General features: G+C 65.3%; 17 protein-coding genes and 1 pseudogene. 9 read left to right on the top strand and 9 right to left on the bottom strand.

Translation table 11 applies throughout. The features are described 5' to 3' along the window. Window positions 1–74: 74 nt before the first annotated feature. The 9 genes from KY501_RS19655 to KY501_RS19615 all read right to left on the bottom strand — a co-directional run bounded on the left by KY501_RS19655 (window position 75) and on the right by KY501_RS19615 (window position 10,089). On the bottom strand, window positions 75–1,010 hold the full coding sequence (locus KY501_RS19655) for a LysR family transcriptional regulator (RefSeq protein WP_224364738.1): 936 nt from the start codon (window positions 1,008–1,010) through the stop codon (window positions 75–77). Between the two features lie 17 nt (window positions 1,011–1,027). Beyond that, a complete protein-coding gene (locus KY501_RS19650; protein WP_224364737.1) occupies window positions 1,028–2,887 on the bottom strand; it encodes a calcium-binding EGF-like domain-containing protein in 1,860 nt (619 codons plus the stop codon). 509 nt (window positions 2,888–3,396) lie between these two features. Continuing rightward, a complete protein-coding gene (locus KY501_RS19645; RefSeq protein WP_309242976.1) occupies window positions 3,397–4,047 on the bottom strand; it encodes a class II aldolase/adducin family protein in 651 nt (216 codons plus the stop codon). Further along, the gene (mtnA, locus tag KY501_RS19640) at window positions 4,044–5,153 is read right to left on the bottom strand and encodes an S-methyl-5-thioribose-1-phosphate isomerase (RefSeq protein WP_224364736.1); all 1,110 of its coding nucleotides are present in this window, start codon (window positions 5,151–5,153) and stop codon (window positions 4,044–4,046) included. Before mtnA ends, KY501_RS19645 begins: the two co-directional genes overlap by 4 nt. Before the next feature lie 48 nt (window positions 5,154–5,201). Further along, window positions 5,202–5,684, bottom strand: a complete 483-nt coding sequence (locus KY501_RS19635; RefSeq protein WP_224364735.1) for a hypothetical protein — start codon at window positions 5,682–5,684, stop codon at window positions 5,202–5,204. Window positions 5,685–5,898: 214 nt separating this feature from the next. Then, window positions 5,899–6,627, bottom strand: coding sequence for a hypothetical protein (locus tag KY501_RS19630; RefSeq protein ID WP_224364734.1), 729 nt, complete (start codon window positions 6,625–6,627; stop codon window positions 5,899–5,901). Window positions 6,628–6,638: 11 nt separating this feature from the next. After that, window positions 6,639–7,712 (bottom strand): 3-oxoacyl-ACP synthase III family protein, encoded by a 1,074-nt coding sequence (locus KY501_RS19625; protein ID WP_224364733.1) that lies wholly within the window; start codon window positions 7,710–7,712, stop codon window positions 6,639–6,641. Between the two features lie 63 nt (window positions 7,713–7,775). Further along, the gene (locus KY501_RS19620; protein ID WP_224364732.1) at window positions 7,776–8,660 is read right to left on the bottom strand and encodes an S-methyl-5'-thioadenosine phosphorylase; all 885 of its coding nucleotides are present in this window, start codon (window positions 8,658–8,660) and stop codon (window positions 7,776–7,778) included. A gap of 106 nt (window positions 8,661–8,766) precedes the next feature. Further along, a complete protein-coding gene (locus KY501_RS19615; RefSeq protein ID WP_224364731.1) occupies window positions 8,767–10,089 on the bottom strand; it encodes an AmpG family muropeptide MFS transporter in 1,323 nt (440 codons plus the stop codon). Window positions 10,090–10,329: 240 nt separating this feature from the next. Here KY501_RS19615 and KY501_RS19610 point away from each other — a divergent pair, with 240 nt between their 5' ends. The 9 genes and pseudogenes from KY501_RS19610 to KY501_RS19565 form a co-directional block, all read left to right on the top strand. Continuing rightward, a complete protein-coding gene (locus KY501_RS19610) occupies window positions 10,330–11,445 on the top strand; it encodes an ABC transporter ATP-binding protein (RefSeq protein ID WP_224364730.1) in 1,116 nt (371 codons plus the stop codon). Beyond that, window positions 11,432–12,520 (top strand): ABC transporter ATP-binding protein, encoded by a 1,089-nt coding sequence (locus KY501_RS19605; protein WP_224364729.1) that lies wholly within the window; start codon window positions 11,432–11,434, stop codon window positions 12,518–12,520. The genes KY501_RS19610 and KY501_RS19605 overlap by 14 nt, the downstream gene beginning before the upstream one ends. Before the next feature lie 18 nt (window positions 12,521–12,538). Further along, complete coding sequence (locus KY501_RS19600; RefSeq protein WP_224364728.1) at window positions 12,539–13,411, top strand: carbohydrate ABC transporter permease; 873 nt, start codon at window positions 12,539–12,541, stop codon at window positions 13,409–13,411. Continuing rightward, window positions 13,408–14,205 (top strand): carbohydrate ABC transporter permease, encoded by a 798-nt coding sequence (locus tag KY501_RS19595; RefSeq protein ID WP_224364727.1) that lies wholly within the window; start codon window positions 13,408–13,410, stop codon window positions 14,203–14,205. Before KY501_RS19600 ends, KY501_RS19595 begins: the two co-directional genes overlap by 4 nt. 6 nt (window positions 14,206–14,211) lie before the next feature. Next, the gene (locus KY501_RS19590; protein WP_224364726.1) at window positions 14,212–14,490 is read left to right on the top strand and encodes a DUF2160 domain-containing protein; all 279 of its coding nucleotides are present in this window, start codon (window positions 14,212–14,214) and stop codon (window positions 14,488–14,490) included. A 2-nt stretch (window positions 14,491–14,492) separates the two neighbouring features. After that, window positions 14,493–16,283, top strand: coding sequence for an ABC transporter substrate-binding protein (locus tag KY501_RS19585; protein ID WP_224364725.1), 1,791 nt, complete (start codon window positions 14,493–14,495; stop codon window positions 16,281–16,283). 363 nt (window positions 16,284–16,646) lie between these two features. After that, on the top strand, window positions 16,647–16,838 hold the full coding sequence (locus tag KY501_RS19580; RefSeq protein WP_224364724.1) for a hypothetical protein: 192 nt from the start codon (window positions 16,647–16,649) through the stop codon (window positions 16,836–16,838). 6 nt (window positions 16,839–16,844) lie between these two features. Beyond that, complete coding sequence (locus KY501_RS19575) at window positions 16,845–17,228, top strand: hypothetical protein (RefSeq protein WP_309242975.1); 384 nt, start codon at window positions 16,845–16,847, stop codon at window positions 17,226–17,228. 118 nt (window positions 17,229–17,346) lie between these two features. Then, window positions 17,347–20,052 (top strand): annotated as a pseudogene (locus KY501_RS19565) (FAD-dependent oxidoreductase); the annotation flags it as partial. Window positions 20,053–20,240 lie beyond the last annotated feature (188 nt).

The raw sequence follows: 20,240 nt of genomic DNA, 5'->3' as shown, positions 1-20,240 counted from the left end.
GCTGCTTTGAGTTCTCCACGTTGAGTGCGCTCGTGTCCTCGAGACAACGCACTGCGTGTTGGAGAAGAGACGGCCTAGTCGATTTTCCGACGTCTCTGTCCCAGCCGGCGGCGGAGGCCCTGGAGGACATGGCGGGTCTCGGTGGTGAGCGAGCCCGCGGGCCAGAGCGCGACGACTTCGATGAACTGGGGCTGCTCTTCCTGGAGCGGCCAGACGTGGAGATCGGGAGGGAAGGCGCTCAGGAGGCGCAGGTCCGGAGCCACGGCGCAGGCCTGGCCGAAGGCGCGGAGCACGTCGAAGAGGTGGAGGAAGCTCTCGACGCGAGCCACCTCGCGGACGGTGACGTTGTGGGCGGCGAAGCGGGCGCTGTTGGCGCCGCCGTAGGGATCATCCCGGAGCCAGTCGACGAAGGACTGGCCTTCGAGGTCCTTCACCTGGAGCGCCTTGCGAGGCCCGGTGTGCTCGGCGAGGGGCGTGTTCGGGCCGGCGAGGACGACGAAGGGGAGGCTGACGAGGGACTCGGACTCGATGCCGCGGTGGGGGGGCAGGGGCGTGAAGTCGATGACCAGATCGCGCTGGCCTGTCTGGAGCTCTCGGACGAGTTCGAAGGGCCCGCCGAAGCCGATCTCCAGCTTGATGCCGGCCTGGGCGGCATCTCGGGCGATGTCGGCCAGGAGCATGATGGAGAGGGTGTGGTTGAGGCCGAGGCGGAGGCTGGGCTCGGAGCTGGCGAGATCCCTCAGTCGCTTGAGATCGAGCTGATGGAGGGGCGTCTGGGTGCCGGCGTAGAGGCGCTGGCCGCGAGGGGTGAGGTGGAGGCGGCGGCCGGGGCTGCGTTCGAGCAGGGGCTCGCCGTCGCCGAGAGCGGCCTCGAGGGCGCGGATGTGTTCGCTGACGACGGAGCGGGCGACGCCGAGGTGTTCGGCGGCGCCTTCGAGGCTGCCGGCTTCGACAGCGGCGATGAAGGCCTCCAGCCAGTTGAGGTGTCGCGGGAGCTTGCGAGGGGGCATGGAGGCCGGGTGCGCGGTCAGTAGAAGAGGAAGGGCCAGACGGAGGGCATGGGCCGCCCGTCGGAGTAGGTCTGCCCGGAGTTGTAGCCGGGCATGTTCTGGAACCACCAGACGAGGAACTCGCCGCCGCAGTCGGGAGCGAGGCTCAGGTAGGGGGCCCAGGTGTCCTTGTTGACGAGCCCGGTGGCATCGGTGCCGCCCGAGCCCTGGTGGCGGCCGAAGCCGGTGCACGAGGTGCGCACGGAGGTGGCGTTGGCGTAGTCGTAGTGCTGGGTGCCGTTGGGCGGGAAGTGCACGCTGCCGCAGGCTGCGTCATAGGGGTTCACGTTGTAGGTGGAGCCCTGGTGGACGACGCGGGCGCTGGTGGCGGAGGGGAAGCTGAGACACGGCTCGGTGGCGCAGCTCATCCCGTACCACTCGGAGAAGGGCAGGCCGTAGCGGGTGTCCAGATCGAACCGGGTGAACGGGGTGAACCACTCGGTGAGGGCGGGCACGGCGTGGCTGTTGGAGGTCCACTCGAGGCCGTGGCCTTCCGAGTGCACATAGCAGCCGGGGCCGCGGTTGTAGTTGACGAAGCCGACGCGGAGGCTGCGGCCGCAGAAGGGCACATCCGAGTCGAAGCAGCCATTGCCCGCGCAGCGCTCCACGGCGTTGGGGATGCGGTTGCCGGTGCGGGTGTAGCGAGGCTTGGATTCGAGTACCTCCGCGGCGCTGACGTCCGGCACATCGCCCGAGCCGATGACCCACAGTTCGTGGATGTCTCCGCGGTCGACGAGCTCGCAGAGGGTGAGGTAGCGGCTGGGGTTGGCCGGGTCGGTGTAGCCATAGTACTGGGCGAAGCCCTGCTCGAAGAGGGTGGCGTAGTCGAAACTCCACGAGCCGGATTCGTTGGCGGGGCGGCGGGGGAAGAGGGTGCTGTTCTCGTAGGGGTAGTTGGCGGGCGGAGCTGGGCGGCCGTTGACGCCATCTCTCAGGTCGAGGATGGGCTTGGCGAGCTGGTACTGGAGCTGGGCGGGAGCGGAGGGATTCTTGATGCCCTGGACCTTGGAGCCCTCGGCGAAGGCGCTGATGAGCTGGGAGATGAGCTGGGAGATCTGGGTGGGGTTGCTCTTGTTGACGAAGTTGAGCGCCAGCACCTTGGGCTTGAAGGTTTGAATCTGGGCGTGGTGGACCATGAGCCAGGTGTCGCTGTTGGCCTTGCTGGTGGCATTGGGCCACTCGGAGTGGTTGGCGTCATTGGGGAGCACGCACGAGCCGTTCTGCGAGACGAAGCCGGGAGCGCAGGTGGAGCAAGCGGAGCCTCCGTAGCCGAGGTTGCATTCACAGGCGAGGATGGAGGCATCACAGGTGCCGTGGCCACTGCAGGCGTTGGGGCACTGGAGGGCGCAGACGGTCTGGGCCTGTTCGAAGCTCAGCGCATCGACATCGAGGGTGAAGCCGGAGTCCCAGGTATCGGCGTGAATCTCGACGAGGGAGATGGTGCTGAGGTCCACCGGGTTGCCCGAGAGGGCCCAGGTGGAATCACCAGCGAGGGGAATGGAGATGGGGACCCAGGTGGAGCCGTCTCTGCCAAGGAGCTGACGGCTGGGAGTGAAGGTGCGGCGCTTGCCGCTGGAGTCCTGGAGGACGACGACGGGGAAGTTGCCTTGCCAGCCGTAGGGGGTGGTGTTGAGGCCGCGAATGGCGAAGCGGATCTGCGCGGCGCTGGAGACATCCATGGAGCCGCTGGGCGGCGAGTAGCGCAGGGCGAAGTCGAAGGGAGCCTGGGTGACGGCGCGCAGGGAGGTGTTGCCGCGGATGACATCCTCGGGCTGTCCGAGGGTGCTGAGGTTCGTCGTGGCGTTGCCCTCGGCCCAGGCGGACCAGCGCGCGAGCACATTGTCTTCAATGAGGTCACCACAAGCCTGGGTGGGAGGTCCGCCATCGGTTCCACCGTCACTGCCGGCATCGGCGGTGGAGTTCGTGCCTCCATCGATTCCTGCATCGAAGTCGGGATTACCGCCGTCGTGATTGCCACCGTCCTGAGAGTTCGCACCGCCATCGTTTCCAACATCTGGGGTGATGTCTCCCCCGTCGGTTCGAGGGGTGGAGCCGCCATCAGGTCCGGCGTCGGAGGTGCCCGAGTCAGGGGCAAGAGTTCCGCTGTCCGGCTCTCGCGAGTGTGGGGAATCGTCTTTACAAGCGGTCAGGGCGAGTGTGAGGCCACACATCAGCGCCAGGAGCCCGAGGCGGGGCCTCGAGGGCAGAAACTCGCGAGTACCACGTTGCGTACGATGCACATGGGAAGTCATCGGCTGCAGCCCCCTCATCTCTTCTGCGGTCCGTAGGATTCGAAGTCTGCCCGAGAACCGGTTCCGTCCGGTAGTGCTGGCAGAAGCGCCGAGTCCTACTGAGATTGCTGTCCGTAGGTTCGGAACTTCTCCAGCACCACGGCCATCTCCGCGTCATCGAGCAGCACGGGCTCGCCCGCTGGGAGTGCTCGCAGATACATGGCGGCGAGTGTCTCCACTTCCACAGCCAGCTTGAGGGCAGCCGCGAGATCCGCGCCCACGGTGATCAACCCGTGATTGGCCAGGAGGCACGCCTTGCGTCCATCGAGCGCGGCCACGGCGAGGCGGGACAGTTCCTCGGTGCCAAAGGTGGCGTAGGGCGCACAGCGGATGTCGCTGCCGCCAGCCTTGGCCACCATGTAGTGGAAGGCGGGGATGCCACGGCGCAGACACGCGAGCGCCGTGCTGTGCAGGGAGTGCGTGTGAAGCACAGCGTGGACTTCAGGCCGGACCGCGAAGATGTCCCGGTGGAAGCGCCACTCGGAGGAGGGGAGCCGGGGGCCCTCGCTACTCCCATCGAAGCGCATGAAGACGATGTCCTCGGGTCGCAGCGCGTCGTAGTCCATTCCGGTGGGGCTGATGAAGAAGCCGTTCTCCACGCGGAGACTGAGGTTGCCGGACGTGCCCTGATTGAGGCCGGAGGGATTCAGTTGCCGAGCGGTGGCGATGAGCGCTTCTCGCTGCTGCAGGTGCGGCAGCGGGCTCACGTTCCAGTTCCTCGGAGGCGCTCTGGAAAGAGCGACAGCAGGCCCTCGGGAGAAGCGGCGCACACGCCTCGCTCGGTCACGAGCGCCGTCACGAGGCGGGCTGGAGTCACATCGAAGCCATAGTTGGCCGCGGGACTGCCGGGAGGAGTGATGCGCACGGTGACCACGTCACCCGAGGGCAGACGCCCGCTGATATCGGTGAGTTCAGCGCCATCCCGCTGTTCGATGGGGATGTCTCGCACGCCATCCTCGAGCGTCCAGTCGATGGTGGGTGAGGGCAGTGCCACATAGAAGGGCACGCCATTGTCCTTGGCGGCGAGCGCCTTCAAGTAGGTGCCGATCTTGTTCGCCACGTCGCCGCGAGCCGTGGTGCGGTCGGTGCCGACGATGCACAGGTCCACCTCGCCGTGCTGCATGAGGTGGCCACCGACGTTGTCGGCGATGACGGTGTGAGGCACGCCGTGCTGTCCCAGCTCCCAGGCGGTGAGGCTGGCCCCTTGGTTGCGAGGCCGTGTCTCATCGGCCCAGACATGCACGGGGATGCCCGCTTCGTGAGCCAGGTAGATGGGAGCGAGCGCGGTGCCCCAGTCCACGGTGGCGAGCCACCCTGCGTTGCAGTGGGTGAGGATGTTGACGCGGCCCTGCTTGCCCTTGCGCTCCCAGGCAACCTGGATGAGTGGCAGCCCGTTCGAGCCGATGCCACGGTTGATGGCGACATCCTCATCACAGATGGCAGCGGCACGCTGGTAGGCCGTGGCGACGCGCTCGGAAGGAGCAAGAGGCCGGAGCGAGCGGCGCATCTCCTCCAACGCCCATCGCAGGTTGATGGCCGTGGGACGAGTCGCGCCGAGCACCGAGCAGGCCTGCTCCAGTGCTTCATCCGAAGCATCTCGGCGGAGGGCCAGGCACACGCCATAGGCGGCAGCGGCACCAATGAGCGGAGCACCGCGGAGCTGCATGGAGCGGATGGCATGAGCCACCTCCTCCATGGTCGTGAGCCGCAGCGTCACGAAGGTGTGGGGCAGGCGCGTCTGATCGATGATGCCCACGGACCAGCCATCGGGCTCGACCCAGATGGTCCGCATCGGCTGGCCATGAACCTTCATTGCTTCCTCCGGGCCGTCATCATGCCCGATAAGCGCGGGGAGCGCTGCTCAGGTGCCACCATCGCGGAGCACTTCCGGCAGCCCGCCATCCGAAGCAAGCACTCCCCCATCGAAAGCGGTGGAGGGGGCCGGGGATGACCCGGGGGCCGTGGAACCCGTGCCTGCATCCTGCAGCTTGCGCCGGATATAGGGAGGGAGCGCGTCCAGGTTCGGCTCGGCCAGGGAGGAACCCACCATGGAGTTCGGAACGACGATGCTCTCGCCGTGCGGCTCCTCCCGAGGGAAACCGTCTGGCTCGATTCCAACCAGTCGCCGAAGGATCCGGCCGTCGGTACTGATGGCGTACCTCGCGCCGCCATCCAGCTCGAAGAGGTTCGTATCGCAGGCAGCAGGGTTGTAGGAGATGTTCACGAAGATCACATCGCCCTGGCGGATGACTCGATAGAACTGTGACTCCTGGCGGAACAAGCAGTGCTGTTCCTCGGAATGGCGGGGCATGAAGTCATTGGCGGCGATCACGATCGCGCGCAATGTGACTCCATCCAGTTGATAGGGGCCTCCCGTCGCACCTACCAGAATGGCCGCCTGATCATGAAAATCCGGGAACCTGATCGACCGATCATCTCCTACGGAGACTGCGGAGGAATTGCGCATGCAGCTTGAGGCGAGACACGCGAGCACAAGAATCCCCTGGGTCGCCTTCTGAAGGGAGGGAGTCCTCGAGCGTATGAATGACTGGCACACCTTATTCCCAGTGGATTTCATAGTTTGTGGCGTCGATCCAGTCGACTGTCCCTATCTGTTTGGGCTTCCACTGGCCGTGGACGGGAGCCCACTTGAGCAGCTCTCCTGTCAATGGGATGTACTCAAAGAAGCCATCGCACGTGGGATGTTCGAAGTCGTTTGAGTTCGAGAAGAACGCGACGACCGCCAGGTGCACCTTCCTGCTCCTCGTTTCGACCTCAAATCCGTGGAGATTCCCGTAGGAGATGATGCTCTGGATATCGTTTGGAGACAGTCTGTCTGCGTAGGGGTGGTTGTGTAGCGAGAAGATGTACTTGATGTCGCTCGGTGAGTACCGCGGATCGTCGACAAACGGTGGAAGGACGCACGTCTTCATCGTCCCATTGGTCGGCCTGGACTGATCCGTCAGCAGGCTCATCTCGTATTTGTCGTCCGGCGTGTAATACAGCCAGGCGCAGTATTCGCTGGAGATTCGCCAACGCAGTTGGAAGTCCTGGCTGTCGATGCGGCCAGCAGTGGCGTTGGGCTTGGAGAGGATCAACGGGCAGGCCGCCATCAGAGCGTCCGAATAGGAGTCGAATGGCCCGAAGCCCGGCATTGGACCTGGGAGCTTTTCCAGATAGGGCTCACCAGGGCCGGGACGCACCACTCCCGGAATCGGCTTGGGGGGAGAACACCCCCAAGCCGCCAGGAGCATGAGCAACAGCCACTGCTGGAAGCCACGGGTCACGCGCAGGGAGCCTACTCCCGCATCAGCGCGGCGCCCCAGTGGAACCCGGCGCCCAGGCCCACGAAGCACACCAGGTCTCCGACCTTCACCTTGCCGCTCTTGCGGCACTCGTCATAGGCAATGGGGATCGTCGCCGCGGTCGTGTTCCCGTAGCGCTGGATGTTGTTGTACACGCGCTCGTCCGGCAGCTTCAGCGACTTCTGCACCGCCTCGTTGATGCGCAGGTTGGCCTGGTGGGCGATCAGCATGTTGATCTCCTCCACCGTGACGCCGACCTTCTGGCAGACCTCGTGCACGGCCTCGGGCATCTTCGACACGGCCATCTTGTACACCGTGCGTCCATCCATCGCCGGCACGTAGCGCGCCTCGCGGATGTGCGTGTCCCCACCCACGTACGGGCGGTATGCGAAGCCCGCGGACGCCACGTAGAGGCTCTCCGCCTTGCTCCCATCCGAGTGCAGCACGAAGCCCAACAACCCCCGCTCCGGGTTGTCCGTGGGGCCCAGCACCAGCGCTCCCGCCGCGTCGCCGAACAGCGACGTCCGGTCCCGGAACTTCGTGTTGAAGTCGTGCTCCTCCTTCGGCAGCACGCCCTCCGCCTTGCCGGTGATCAGGTCGAACGCCTGCTTGGACCAGGGCATGAACCCGGTGTGAACCTCCGCGCCCACGAACAGGATGCGCTTGGCCACCCCGGCACGGAGCAGTGCGTCACACACCTGCAGGCCATAGATGAACCCGCTGCACTGCTGGCGGATGTCCAGCGCCGGCACGTTGCTCAGGCCCAGCTTGGTCTGGAGCAGGCCGCCACAGCCCGGGAAGTAGTAGTCCGGGGTCATCGTGGCAAAGACGATGTAGTCAATCTCCTCGGGAGCCACCTTCGCGTCCTCGAGCGCCTTGCGCGCCGCCCGAACACCGAGATCACTCGTGGTAACTCCCTCCTCGACGAAGTAGCGCTGCTCGATACCGGTGCGCTCGCGGATCCATTCGTCCGAGGTGTCACAGATCTTCGAGAGCGTCTCGTTCTTGACGCAGTGCTCCCCGACAACGAAACCGCTCCCTAGTACTCGAGTGAAGGCAGTGGGCATGAGTCTCCTTAACGCCCGCTGCTTTATTCGCCCCGAGCGAGCGGATGCAAGTACCCGGCACGTTCAGCGCTTGAGCACCCGTCCCGCTACGGCCTCCAGGCGCTGCATGACGGCTGGATCCCTCGCCTCGGGAGCGGTGATCAGGGCGGTGTCCAGGCACGTCTGGCAGCCGTGCTTGCAAGGGCCCTGGTGTCCGCCCAGCAGGGGAACCACGCGCTTGATGAGGGCGCGCGCCTTGCCGGCATTGGCCAGGAGCACGGAGATGACCTGCTCCACGGTGACGGCGTCATGGCCCGGATGCCAGCAGTCGAAGTCCGTGACCATGGCCACCGTCGCGTAGCAGATCTCCGCCTCTCGGGCGAGCTTGGCCTCGGGCATGTTGGTCATGCCGATGACGTCGCACTTCCAGCTTCGGTACAACTCACTCTCAGCGAGGGTGGAGAACTGAGGCCCCTCCATGACGAGGTACGTGCCGCCGCGGCGCACGGAGATGTCCTGGCCCTGGTTGGCGTCCATGACCGCATCACCGATGCGCGTGCACACGGGGTGAGCCATGGAGACGTGGGCCACGCACCCGGTACCAAAGAAGCTCTTCTGCCGGGCGAACGTGCGGTCGATGAACTGATCCACGACGACGAAGGAGCCTGGGGGCAGGTCCTCGCGCAGGCTGCCCACGGCGGACAGGGAGAGGATGTCGGTGACGCCGCTGCGCTTGAGCGCATCGATGTTGGCGCGGAAGTTGAGCTCGGTGGGAGAGATGCGATGGCCGCGGCCGTGGCGGGGGAGGAACACCACCGGCTGCCCCTCGAGCGTGCCGAAGCACAGCTCGTCCGAGGGCTCACCGAAGGGCGATGACACCTTGCGCCAGGAGACATCCGTCAGGCCATCGATCTGATAGAGGCCGCTGCCGCCGATGATGCCGATGACGGGCTTGGAAGAAGAAGACATGGGCAGGCTCCTGGGGCGGGAAGGTGCGGCGTTCGGAGCAGCAGTCTTCCCGCCGCGCTTCGGACAGGCAACAGGGAAGGCGCCTGTCCCACGACCCTGTCCGGACTCAGCCCGCCCCCTTCTTGGCGGCCGCGGCCAGCTCCGCCGCGGCCTCGGGAGCAATCGTCGGGCGGGTGATGTGCTCGGTGACGGCTTCGGGCTTGATGTCCCGGTCCACGTGCCTGGGGATGAAGGCGAGGATCACCAGCGCGGGCGCCATGGCCACGGTGGTGAACACGTAGAAGTTCGTCCACCCCAAGGCCTCGGCCAGGTACCCGGAGACCGCGCCCAGCACCTGCATGGGCACCGCCGCGAGGCTGGAGATCAGCGCGTACTGGGTGGCGGAGAAGTTCTTGTTGCACAGCCCGGTCATGAAGATGGTGATGGCCGCGCCGCCCATGCCGCCGGTGAAGTTGTCCGTGGCCACCGTGCCGGCAAGGAAGAAGTCATTCTTGCCGTGCATGTACAGCGCCAGATACAGCAGGTTGGTGAGCGCCTGCGCCGAGCCGAAGAGGTACAGGCTGCGCCTCAGGCCGATCTTCGTCACCAGCAGTCCACCCACCACCGCGCCGCTGATCGAACCGAGCATGCCGGGCAGCTTGGTGATGATGCCGTACTCGGTGTTGGTGAAGCCCATCTTCAGGACGAAGGGCGTGTACATCCGGAAGGCGATCGCATCCCCGACGCGGAAGGCGACGATGAACAGCAGCGCCAGGATGGCGGGCCAGCCGCGCCGCCAGTACTCCTGGAAGGGCTTGATGACGGCATCGGCGAGGGTGCTCGGAGGGCTCTCGGCGGTGGGCTCGGGGCCGAGCACCGCGGCCACCATGCCGATGATGAGGAATCCGCCCATGGCCGCGTAGGTGTACTTCCAACCGATGATGTCCGAGAGGATGAGCGCCACGGCCAGGGCAATCACCATGCCCACGCGGTAGCCGAGGGTGAAGACGGACACACCGAAGGCGCGCTCCTGCTCGCTGAGCAGGTCCGTGCGGTAGGCATCCGCGACGATGTCCTGGCTGGCCGAGAAAAAAGCCACCAGGGCCGCCAGGGCCGCCATGAGGAAGGGGTTCTCCTTGGGGTTGACCTGGCCCATGGCGATGAGCGCCACCATGAGCAGGCCCTGCGTCACCACGAGCCACCCGCGCCGCCGGCCCAGGAAGGGCGGGAAGTAGCGGTCCATCAGCGGGGCCCAAGCGAACTTGAAGGTGTAGGAGGTGCCCACCAGGGAGAAGACACCAATGGTCTTCAGCGACACGCCCTCGTTGGTCATCCACGCCGCCAGCGTGCTGCTCGTCAGGTAGAGCGGCAGTCCGGACGCGAAGCCCAGCGCCAGCATCAACCAAACACGGGGACTCTTCAGAACGGACAGGAGGGAGGGTGAGGACATGGGTGGAGTCGAGACACGCACTCTACGCGCACTCCTTCACTTCGCACGCTTACGGCTCGGGGAGAGTGTTCGCTTGCCTGCCCTGGGACAGGGGTGCCGTCCGGTAGCGGAGGGGCGGGGGAACAGGCCCCACGCCGCGCTGCGGCATGACCTGGGACGTCGGGATTCAAAACTGGCCCTGGCCCGAGGCTCCCCCTAGATTCGGCGCCCCAACGCGCGAATTCACCGAGGAGAGCGGGGTTGAACCAGGGCATCGAGCTCGACAAGGTGGGCCGGATCGTCGGCGGGGAGATGCACCTCGCGGACATCCATCTCCGGCTCGAGCCGGGCTCGTTCAACATCCTGCTGGGGCGCACGCGAGCGGGCAAGACGTCGCTCCTGCGGCTGATGGCGGGGCTGGACACGCCCACCTCGGGAGCCATCCGGTTCGACGGCGTGGACGTGACGCGCTGGGATGTGCGCCGCCGCAACGTGGCGATGGTCTACCAGCAGTTCGTGAACTACCCGTCGCTGACGGTCTACGAGAACATCGCCTCGCCGCTGCGGCTGGCGGGCAAGCTGAGCAAACAGGAGATCGACAAGCGGGTCCGAGACACGGCGGCGATGTTGCGGCTGGAGCCCTATCTGGGCCGGCTGCCGGCGGAGCTGAGCGGAGGACAGCAGCAGCGCACGGCGATGGCTCGGGCGCTGGTGAAGGAGGCCTCGCTGCTGCTGCTGGACGAGCCGCTGGCCAACCTGGACTACAAGCTGCGCGAGGAGCTGCGCACGGAGATGCGGCAGATCTTCAAGGATCGGCCTGCGGTCATCGTGTACGCCACCACGGAGCCCACGGAGGCGCTGCTGTTGGGAGGGAGGACGGCGGTGTTGCACGAGGGGCGGCTCCTGCAGGTGGGGCCGACGCTGGAGGTGTATCAGGCACCGGCCACCGAGCGGGTGGGTCAGGTCTTCAGTGATCCGCAGATGAATCTGTGGGAGGTGGAGGTGGCCGGAGCGGAGGCGCGGCTCTCGCCCGAGGTGGTGCTGCCGCTGAGCGGGCATCTGCGGACGTTGGCGCCCGGCCGATACCGCCTGGGATTGCGAGCCCACCACCTGCAGCTCGCGCCCTCATCAGACACGGACGTGAAGTTGTCGGCGCGGGTGGAGGTGGAGGAGATCAGTGGCTCGGAGACGCTCATCCACGCGACGCATGGGAAGCTTTCACTGACGGCGCAGGTGGAGGGCATCCACCGGCACCCGTTTGGGACGCAGTTGGACCTCTACGCCTCACCGAGGAGGCTGTTCGCGTTCAGCCCGGAGGGGCGGCTGGTGGCGGCGCCCGAGTCCACGGCCCAGGAGGCGGCGCATGGCTCGCATTGAACTGCGCGGCATGGCGCACTCCTACGCGCCGACGTCTGCGGCCCTGAAGGACTGGGCGGTACATCCGCTGGAACTCGTCTGGCAGGACGGCGGGGCGTACGCGCTGCTGGGGCCGTCGGGCTGCGGGAAGACGACGCTGTTGAACATCATCTCGGGGCTGGTGCGGCCCACGGTGGGGCAGGTGCTCATCAACGGGGTGGACGTGACAGCGGCGCCGCCCCAGGAGCGCAACATCGCGCAGGTGTTCCAGTTCCCAGTCATCTACGACACGATGACGGTGGCGGAGAACCTGGCCTTCCCGCTGCGCAACCGGGGCGTGAGCCGAGCGGAGACGCAGGCGCGGGTGGAGGAAGTGGCCGCGCTGCTGGAGCTGACGGGAGACCTGAAGCTGCGAGCCAGCGGGCTGTCGGCCGACATGCGGCAGCGCATCTCATTGGGACGAGGTCTGGTGCGCAAGGACGTGGCGGCCATCCTGCTGGACGAGCCGCTCACGGTGATCGATCCGCATGTGAAGTGGCTGCTGCGCCGCAAGTTGAAGCAGGTGCACGAGAGCCTGAGGGTGACGCTGGTCTACGTGACGCACGATCAAGTGGAGGCGTTGACGCTGGCGGACCAGGTGGTGGTGATGAACCAAGGCCGGGTGGTGCAGGCGGGGACGCCGCAGGAGCTGTTCGAGCGCCCGGCGCACACCTTCGTGGGCTACTTCATCGGCAGCCCAGGAATGAACCTGCTGCCGTGCACGCTGGAGGACGCGGCGGCGGTGGTGGAGGGGCAGCGCATCCCGCTGGCGCCGGAGGTATGCGCGAAGGCGAAGGCGGACGGAGGCGAGCTGCGGCTGGGCATCCGCCCGGAGTTCCTGCGCCGGGTGCGCGAGGGCATGTCCTCCACGGTGCGGGTCGAGGTGACGCAGGTGGAGGAGCTGGGGCGCTACCGGATCGCGACGGCGAAGCTGGGGCAGCAGGTGGTGAAGGTACGGCTGCCGGAGGAGGAGCGGGTGTCGGCGGGCGAGAGCTGTTGGCTGGAGTTCCCGGCGCGCTGGACGACGCTCTACGCAGGTGGCCGCGCGGTCTCCTGAGCGAGGAGGGGAGAGGACATGGACAAGCCCACGAACAACCGCGCCTGGCTGCTGGTGGTTCCCGTGCTGGTGGTGGTGGCGTTCAGCGCGGTGATTCCGCTGATGACGGTGGTGAACTACTCGGTGCAGGACATCCTGGGCCCGGACCAGCACGTGTTCGTGGGAACCGAGTGGTTCCGCAAGGTGCTGAGGGACTCGGAGCTGCACGGGGCGCTGCGGCGGCAACTGGGGTACTCGCTGGCGGTGCTGGCCATCGAGATTCCGTTGGGCATCGCGCTGGCGCTGGTGCTGCCGATGAAGGGTCGGGCCGCCTCGGTGAGTCTGGTGCTGCTGGCGCTGCCGCTGCTCATCCCCTGGAACGTGGTGGGCACCATCTGGCAGATCTTCGCGCGCGGAGACATCGGCCTGCTGGGCGTGGCGGTGAACAAGTTGGGCTTCGATTACAACTACACGGCGGACGCGCTGGATGCGTGGCTCACGGTGCTGGCGATGGACGTGTGGCACTGGACGCCGCTGGTGGCGCTGCTGTGCTACGCCGGGCTGCGAGCCATTCCCGAGCCCTTCTACCAGGCGGCGCGCATCGACGGCGCATCGGCGTGGGCGACGTTCCGCTTCATCCAGCTGCCGAGGCTGCGCGGGGTGCTGACCATCGCCGTGCTGCTGCGCTTCATGGACAGCTTCATGATCTACACGGAGCCGTTCGTGCTGACGGGAGGCGGGCCGGGCAACGCGACGACGTTCCTGAGCCAGTACCTGACGCGGCTGGCGGTGGGGCAGTTCGACCTGGGGCCCGCGGCGGCGTTCTCGCTGATCTACTTCCTGGTGGTGCTGCTGTTCAGCTACGTCTTCTACACCGCGATGACGCACGCGGGACGGAGTGAGGCCCGATGAGACCGTCTCGCTTCGCCATCCCCATCTACCTGCTCTTGAGCCTGGTGCCCGTGTACTGGCTGGTGGGCATGTCGCTGAAGACGAACGAGGAGATCCTCGGCGCCTTCACGCTGTTCCCCAAGCACCCGACGCTGGCCAACTACGCCATCATCTTCACGGATCCGGACTGGAATCAGGGGTACATCAACTCGCTGACGTACGTGGGCATCAACACGGTCCTGTCGGTGTTGCTGGCGCTGCCCGCGGCGTATGCCTTCTCCCGGTACCGGTTCCTGGGGGACACGCACCTGTTCTTCTGGCTGCTGAGCAACCGCATGGCTCCGCCCGCGGTGTTCCTGCTGCCGTTCTTCCAGCTGTACCAGAGCATCGGCCTGTTCGATACGCCGTGGGCGGTGGCGCTGGCGCACATGCTGTTCACGGTGCCGCTGGCGGTGTGGATCCTCGAGGGCTTCATGTCCGGGGTGCCGCGAGAGATTGACGAGACGGCGTACATCGACGGCTACAGCTTCCCGCGCTTCTTCCTGCGCATCTTCCTGCCGCTGGTGCGCTCGGGCGTGGGAGTGACGGCGTTCTTCTGCTTCATGTTCTCGTGGGTGGAATTGCTGCTGGCGCGCACGCTGACGTCGGTGGATGCCAAGCCCATTGCCGCGACGATGACGCGCACGGTGAGCGCGGCGGGCATGGACTGGGGCGTGCTCGCGGCGGCGGGAGTCATCACGCTGGTCCCGGGAGCCATCGTCATTTATTTCGTCCGCAACTACATCGCCAAGGGCTTCGCCCTGGGAAGGGTCTGAGCCGCCATGGACCTTCAGTGGATGGCGTGGACGACGCAGACGGCCCTGTTCTTCGGGGCCATCGCGGCGCTGATCGCCGCATACACCGTGTGGGGCATCGTATCGCCGTCGGTGCCCCGGCGTGGGTTCCTGCCCATGCCCACGACTCGAGGAGACCGGATGTTCCTCGGGCTGATGGGCAGTGCGTGGATCAACCTTGCGTGGTTGGGGCTGACGGAAGCCTCGCAGTGGATCGCCGTAGGAGTGTCGTTGCTGTTCATGCTCGTCATCGGAAGATGGGGGTAGCCTTGAAGAACATACTGAGAAGCGCCCTGGCCGTGGCCGTGGCTGTCTCGTTCACGGGTTGTAAGAAGGAGGCGAAGGAGGAGCCACCGAAGCAGGAGACGGCGCAGCAGCCGCAGGCCGCCGCTCCGGAGGACACCTCCGCGCTGGAGAAGGCGGCGGAGAAGTGGGTGGACTCGGAGTTTCAACCCTCCACGCTCACGCGCGAGCAGCAACTGGCGGAGCTGAAGTGGTTCCGGGACGCCGCCAAGCCGTACCGCGGGCAGACGATCAACGTCGTCTCCGAGACGATCGACACGCACGTCTACGAGTCGAAGACGCTGGCCAAGGCCTTCGAGGAGATCACCGGCATCAAGGTGAAGCATGACCTCATCCAAGAGGGTGACGTCATCGAGAAGCTGCAGACGCAGATGCAGTCGGGCAAGAGCATCTACGACATGTATGTGAATGACAGCGACCTGATCGGGACGCACTTCCGCTACGGGTTCGTGGTGCCGCTGTCGGACTTCATGACCGGTGAGGGCAAGGACGTGACGTTGCCCACGCTGGACGTGGATGACTTCATGGCGAAGAGCTTCGTGACGGGGCCGGACGGGAAGATGTACCAGCTTCCGGACCAGCAGTTCGCGAACCTGTACTGGTTCCGGCAGGACTGGTTCAGCCGGCCGGACCTGAAGGAGAAGTTCAAGAAGAAGTACGGGTACGAGCTGGGTGTGCCGGTGAACTGGAGCGCGTACGAGGACATCGCGAACTTCTTCACGAACGACGTGAAGGAGATCGACGGCGTCAAGGTGTACGGCCACATGGACTACGGCAAGAAGGATCCGTCGCTCGGCTGGCGCTTCACGGACGCGTGGCTGTCCATGGCGGGCGTGGGTGACAAGGGCCTGCCGAACGGCAAGCCAGTGGACGAGTGGGGCATCCGGGTGGAGGGGTGCAACCCCGCGGGCGCCTCGGTGTCCCGCGGTGGCGAGACGAACGGCCCTGCGGCGGTGTACGCGCTGACGAAGTACATCGAGTGGCTGAAGAAGTACGCGCCGCCGGAGGCCTCGGGCATGACGTTCTCCGAGGCGGGGCCGGTGCCGGGGCAGGGAAACGTGGCGCAGCAGATCTTCTGGTACACGGCGTTCGTGGCGCCGCTGACGAAGCCGGGGCTGCCGGTGGTGAACGCGGACGGGACGCCGAAGTGGCGCATGGCGCCGTCGCCGCATGGGCCCTACTGGCAGGAGGGCACGAAGCTGGGCTACCAGGACACGGGCTCGTGGACGATGCTGAACAGCACCCCGCTGGAGCGGCGGAAGATGGCGTGGCTGTACGCGCAGTTCACGGTGGCGAAGACGACGTCGATGAAGAAGTTCCTGGTGGGGCTGACGCCGATTCGTGATTCGGACATCCGCAGCGAGCACGTGACGAAGGTGGCTGACAAGCTGGGCGGCCTGGTGGAGTTCTACCGAAGCCCGGCGCGCGTGGCGTGGACGCCGACGGGGACGAACGTGCCGGACTACCCGAAGCTGGCGCAGCTCTGGTGGCAGAACGTGAGCCTGGCGGTGACGGGCGAGCAGACGCCGCAGGGCGCGATGGACAAGCTGGCGAAGGAGATGGATGAGGTGCTGGCGCGTCTGGAGCGCGCGGGCATGAAGAACTGCCCGCCGAAGCTGAACCCGGAGAAGGATCCGAAGGAGTGGCTGTCGGCGGACAAGGCGCCGCACCAGAAGCTGGCCAACGAGAAGCCGAAGGGCGAGACAGTGCCCTACGAGCAGCTCCTGCAGGCCTGGAAGGAAGGCCGGGTGAAGTAGCTCCCGGCCCAGGTGGGCGGCGGGTTCGATTCCCGCCGCCTCCCTGCCGGAACTCATGGGCCATTATCGAACGTCCCGGCCAGTCAAATGATGAGATGGAATGCTCTAATCACTGTTGTGATGCTGGCCAGTATCGGATGCGCCCACCAGCAACGTCCAGAGCCCAGAATCTATGTCATCTCTGAGACCGCACAGGGAGTTGGCTCTTCCCTTGGGACTGGCGGTTCCGGCCTTCGAAACTGCGATGACGAGCACATCCAGTGTTTTGATGAGTGCTGGAATACCAACCCTCTGCCGTGGCCGTATACAAAGCGGGACGGGTGGTTTCATGAGTACTGCACAAGAGAATGCCGCAAGAAGTATATGGAATGCGAAGAGGAAAAGGAGAAGAAGGCGAACGAGCTGAAGTTCTCTCGCGTCGGCGAAGCGATTGATTGGATTGGGAACCACAAGGCTGAAGTGGCCCTCGGAATGGTCGTGATCATCGCCGGAACCGCCTTCGTCATCACCACAGGCGGCACTGGCGCGCTGATTCTCGTTCCTCTTGCGCTCTAGCCGGACATGCCAATGGCTTATAACTCAGACTTCGACATAGACGCCGTCATGAGGACGGTGGGAGCTGTGGGAGCAAAGTACTCGCAAGGTTCGCCGGAAGACGAGGCACTCCGAATTGTCTCGCTAGCGTTGCTTTACGTTCGCGACATCCAGAAGTTAGATGATTATCGTGAATACTTTCGGAGATTCTTCACCTACAGGCCTGTGGTCATTGCTCAAGCATTCGAGACAAGAGAAGAGGCAGATAAGTGGCTGGTTAGCGGAAACGCAAAGGATGGAGATCTGGTCAAAATCGCTGACCAGGCATTCATCGTGATAGATGCGCTCAAGGGATTGAAGTTCGTCCCGACGCGCCTGCCGGAGGAACTGCTACCTCCAGGTTCGCAGTAGAGCCGGGCAAGACCTCGGACCGTTTCGCCTCAGCACGGCCCCGAACGCACCATAGCCCGTGCCTCTTCATCGAGGCCTTGTGGTTGGCGTGCTCGTAGCGGGGTATGTTCTGCGGGCAATGAGTCCTGTTCCGGTGACGCCACGCGAGATCATCCAGCAGATGGAGGTGCCCGGTGAGCAGGGGCTCTTCGTGCTCGGATGCTTCGAGCGTCGGGTCACCCTCTACTCCCAGCAGGTTCGAGCGCTCAACCTCATCCATGCGCTCTTCTCTGAGAACCGGCTTCGAGAAGGCTGCCGCCTCGCCGTCGTGGGCGGCGGCGCAGCCGGGATGACTGCGGCGGCAGGAGCGGCTGTCCGAGGCTGCAAGGTCACCCTCTTGGAGAAGCAGGACGACCTGCTCCTGCTGTTCAGGAACAACCGGCTGCGGTGGGTACACCCCCACATCTACGACTGGCCCGAGCCCTCCTCCGAGGACGACCATGCAGGTCTTCCCATCCTGGACTGGACCGCCGGTGAGGCTGGCGCCGTAGCCACCCAGATCCTCGATGCCTGGAAGCCCATCCAGGAGCAGTACGGCATCGAGGTTCACTGCAAGGTCCTGAGCGTGCAGCCGCCTGCGTCTTCCGGCGGCAAGGTCCACCTCCAGTGGAACTGCCCGGGGTATGACGAAGGCACGTTCGACGCCGTCATCCTGGCCGTCGGCTTCGGCATCGAGCGAAGACTGGCCGATGCCCCATTCTGCTCCTACTGGGAGAACGATGGCCTGGATCGCCGCTGGCAGAACGAGAGCCACTCCAAGCGTCACTACCTCGTCTCAGGCACGGGTGACGGCGGGTTGGTGGATCTGTTCCGCATCCGCTTCATGGACTTCCGCCATGAGCAGATCGTCCAGAAGTTTCTCTCGGAGCCCTCGCTGGATGAGGTGAAGCGCGCGCTTCTCGACATCGAGGAACAGCTCCGGAGCAACCGCCTCCCCAGTTCCCTTTTTCAGCAATACCGTCACCTTCCCGTGCCCAAGTCGCTCGACGAGCATCTTCGCGCGATGCTGCGCGGTGATACATCGGCGGTGCTGAATGGTCTGGAGCCCTCGCCCCTGAGCGCTGGAGCTTGCGTCCTGAACCGGTTCCTCGCCTCGCGGCTGGTCATGCAGGACGTTTCCTACAAGAGCGGGAAGTTCACGGCCACCCAGCTCTCCGGAGGGTACGACGTCGCGTACCTGAGCACGGGGCAAACGGAACGCTTCCACGACATCGTCGTCCGTCACGGTCCCGATCCCGCACTGGGGAAGTCGTTCAAGCCCTTGTACGAGAGGATCAAGGAGCGGATGCAGGGCTTCGCGACGCTCGATCAGACGCGCAGACCCATCTGGATCCACCGCGACTTCGGCTCACGAACATCCAAGCCTTCAGCTCACTCCAGACCTGTCGAGCCCCCCGCGAGACCGGTGTCACTTCCCGTGCGTGGAGACTGTCTGGGCCGGGATGCGCTCGTGAAGGAACTCGTTGCCAGGCTGCTCGTCGAAAGTCCGCGCCCGACCGCGATCCTCGGCCCTCCTGGCGTGGGCAAGAGCACGCTGGCCACCGAGGCGCTCCATGCCCTTGAAGTCGCCCGGCGATATGGGATCCGTCGATACTTTGTCCGTCTGGATGGCGCGACCTCCTTGGCGTTGATGGTGTCCGCCATCGCGGACCAGCTTGGCGTCACCTCGGAGTCGGACCTGTGGCAGGCGGTGATGCGCTACTTGATGGAAGCACCCGCGTTGCTTGTCCTCGATAACGCGGAGACTCCTTGGCACTCGGACGCCACGGGAACAGAGGGGTTGCTCGGAGAGCTTCGAGGGATCGAGCACCTTGCTATCGTCTGCGCGGTACGTGGCAACGAAGCGCCCCATATTCCCCGCGCTGACCGCCCGCTCCGCGTGACTCCGTTGGACCCGATCACGGCCCTCGACCTGTTCTGCTCCATCGCCCACGACATCGACCGAAAAGACCCGCTGCTCGCGCGCCTCGTCGGGGAGTTGGAGGGGCTACCACTTGCTATCACGCTCATGGCCCGGATGGCGCAGGGAGCGCCTCTATCGCTGACATGGACCCTGTGGCAGGAGAAACGCGGCTCTCTTCCAGGGCTGTCACTGCTTGGAGCCGCTGTACGGCTGTCCATGATCGGCCCGCGCATGACCGACGCGGCTCAGAGACTTCTGGCCCTGCTGGCTGCTCTCCCGGCAGGGATCGCCCAGAGCGATCTTGAACTCCTCCTGCCAGGTGAGGGCACGGACGCAGCACGAGTTTTGTCCCAGGTCGCGCTCGCGTTCTTCGAGGGCTCGCGCCTTCGGATGCTGGCTCCGATTCGCGAGCAGATCGCCTCCTCGGCAGGCTCACCCTCCGAGGGACTGAGACGAGCCAGGAATTTCTACCTGGCGCTTGCGCGTAAGGAGGGGACCGCTGTCGGCACGCGTACCGGATCCGCCGCCCTAGCTCGCCTGACGGTAGAGGTCTCCAACATCGAGGTACTGGTCACAGCGAGCCTCAAGGAAAGCAATCCACAGGAGGCGATCGACGCTGCCATTTCCCTAGGCAGTTTCATCCAATTTTCGGGATACGCCTCTTCTAAGCTTCTTGAGGCAGCGCGGGTTCTAGCTCATGAGTTGGCGGACCCACAGCGTGAATCCAACTGCATCCAAAGCCTTGGAGCCATCGCCCTGCAGCGCTCCCTCCATGACGAGGCGCGCGCTCTCTTCGAGAAGGCACTCCCCCTCTACCAGCAGGTCGGTAACCTCCTCGGGGAGGCCAACTGTATCCGCAGCCTCGGGGACATTGCCCTGGAGCGCTCCCGCCATGACGAGGCGCGCGCCCTCCTCGAGAAGGCACTCCCCCTCTTCCAGCAGGTCGGTAAGGAGCCGCGCAGAAATAAAGTTTCAGTTTGGCCGGAGGGTGTAATTCCACTCACCATGGAAGTTGGAGCGCTCAAGGTGAAGGGCGGCCATCTGCTCGCGGCTGACGTCGACGCCTATTG

The organism is Hyalangium versicolor, assembly GCF_020103695.1.
Taxonomy (GTDB): domain Bacteria; phylum Myxococcota; class Myxococcia; order Myxococcales; family Myxococcaceae; genus Hyalangium; species Hyalangium versicolor.
The sequence above is the reverse complement of the archived record's forward strand: the minus strand, read 5'-3'. Positions and strand labels throughout refer to the sequence as shown.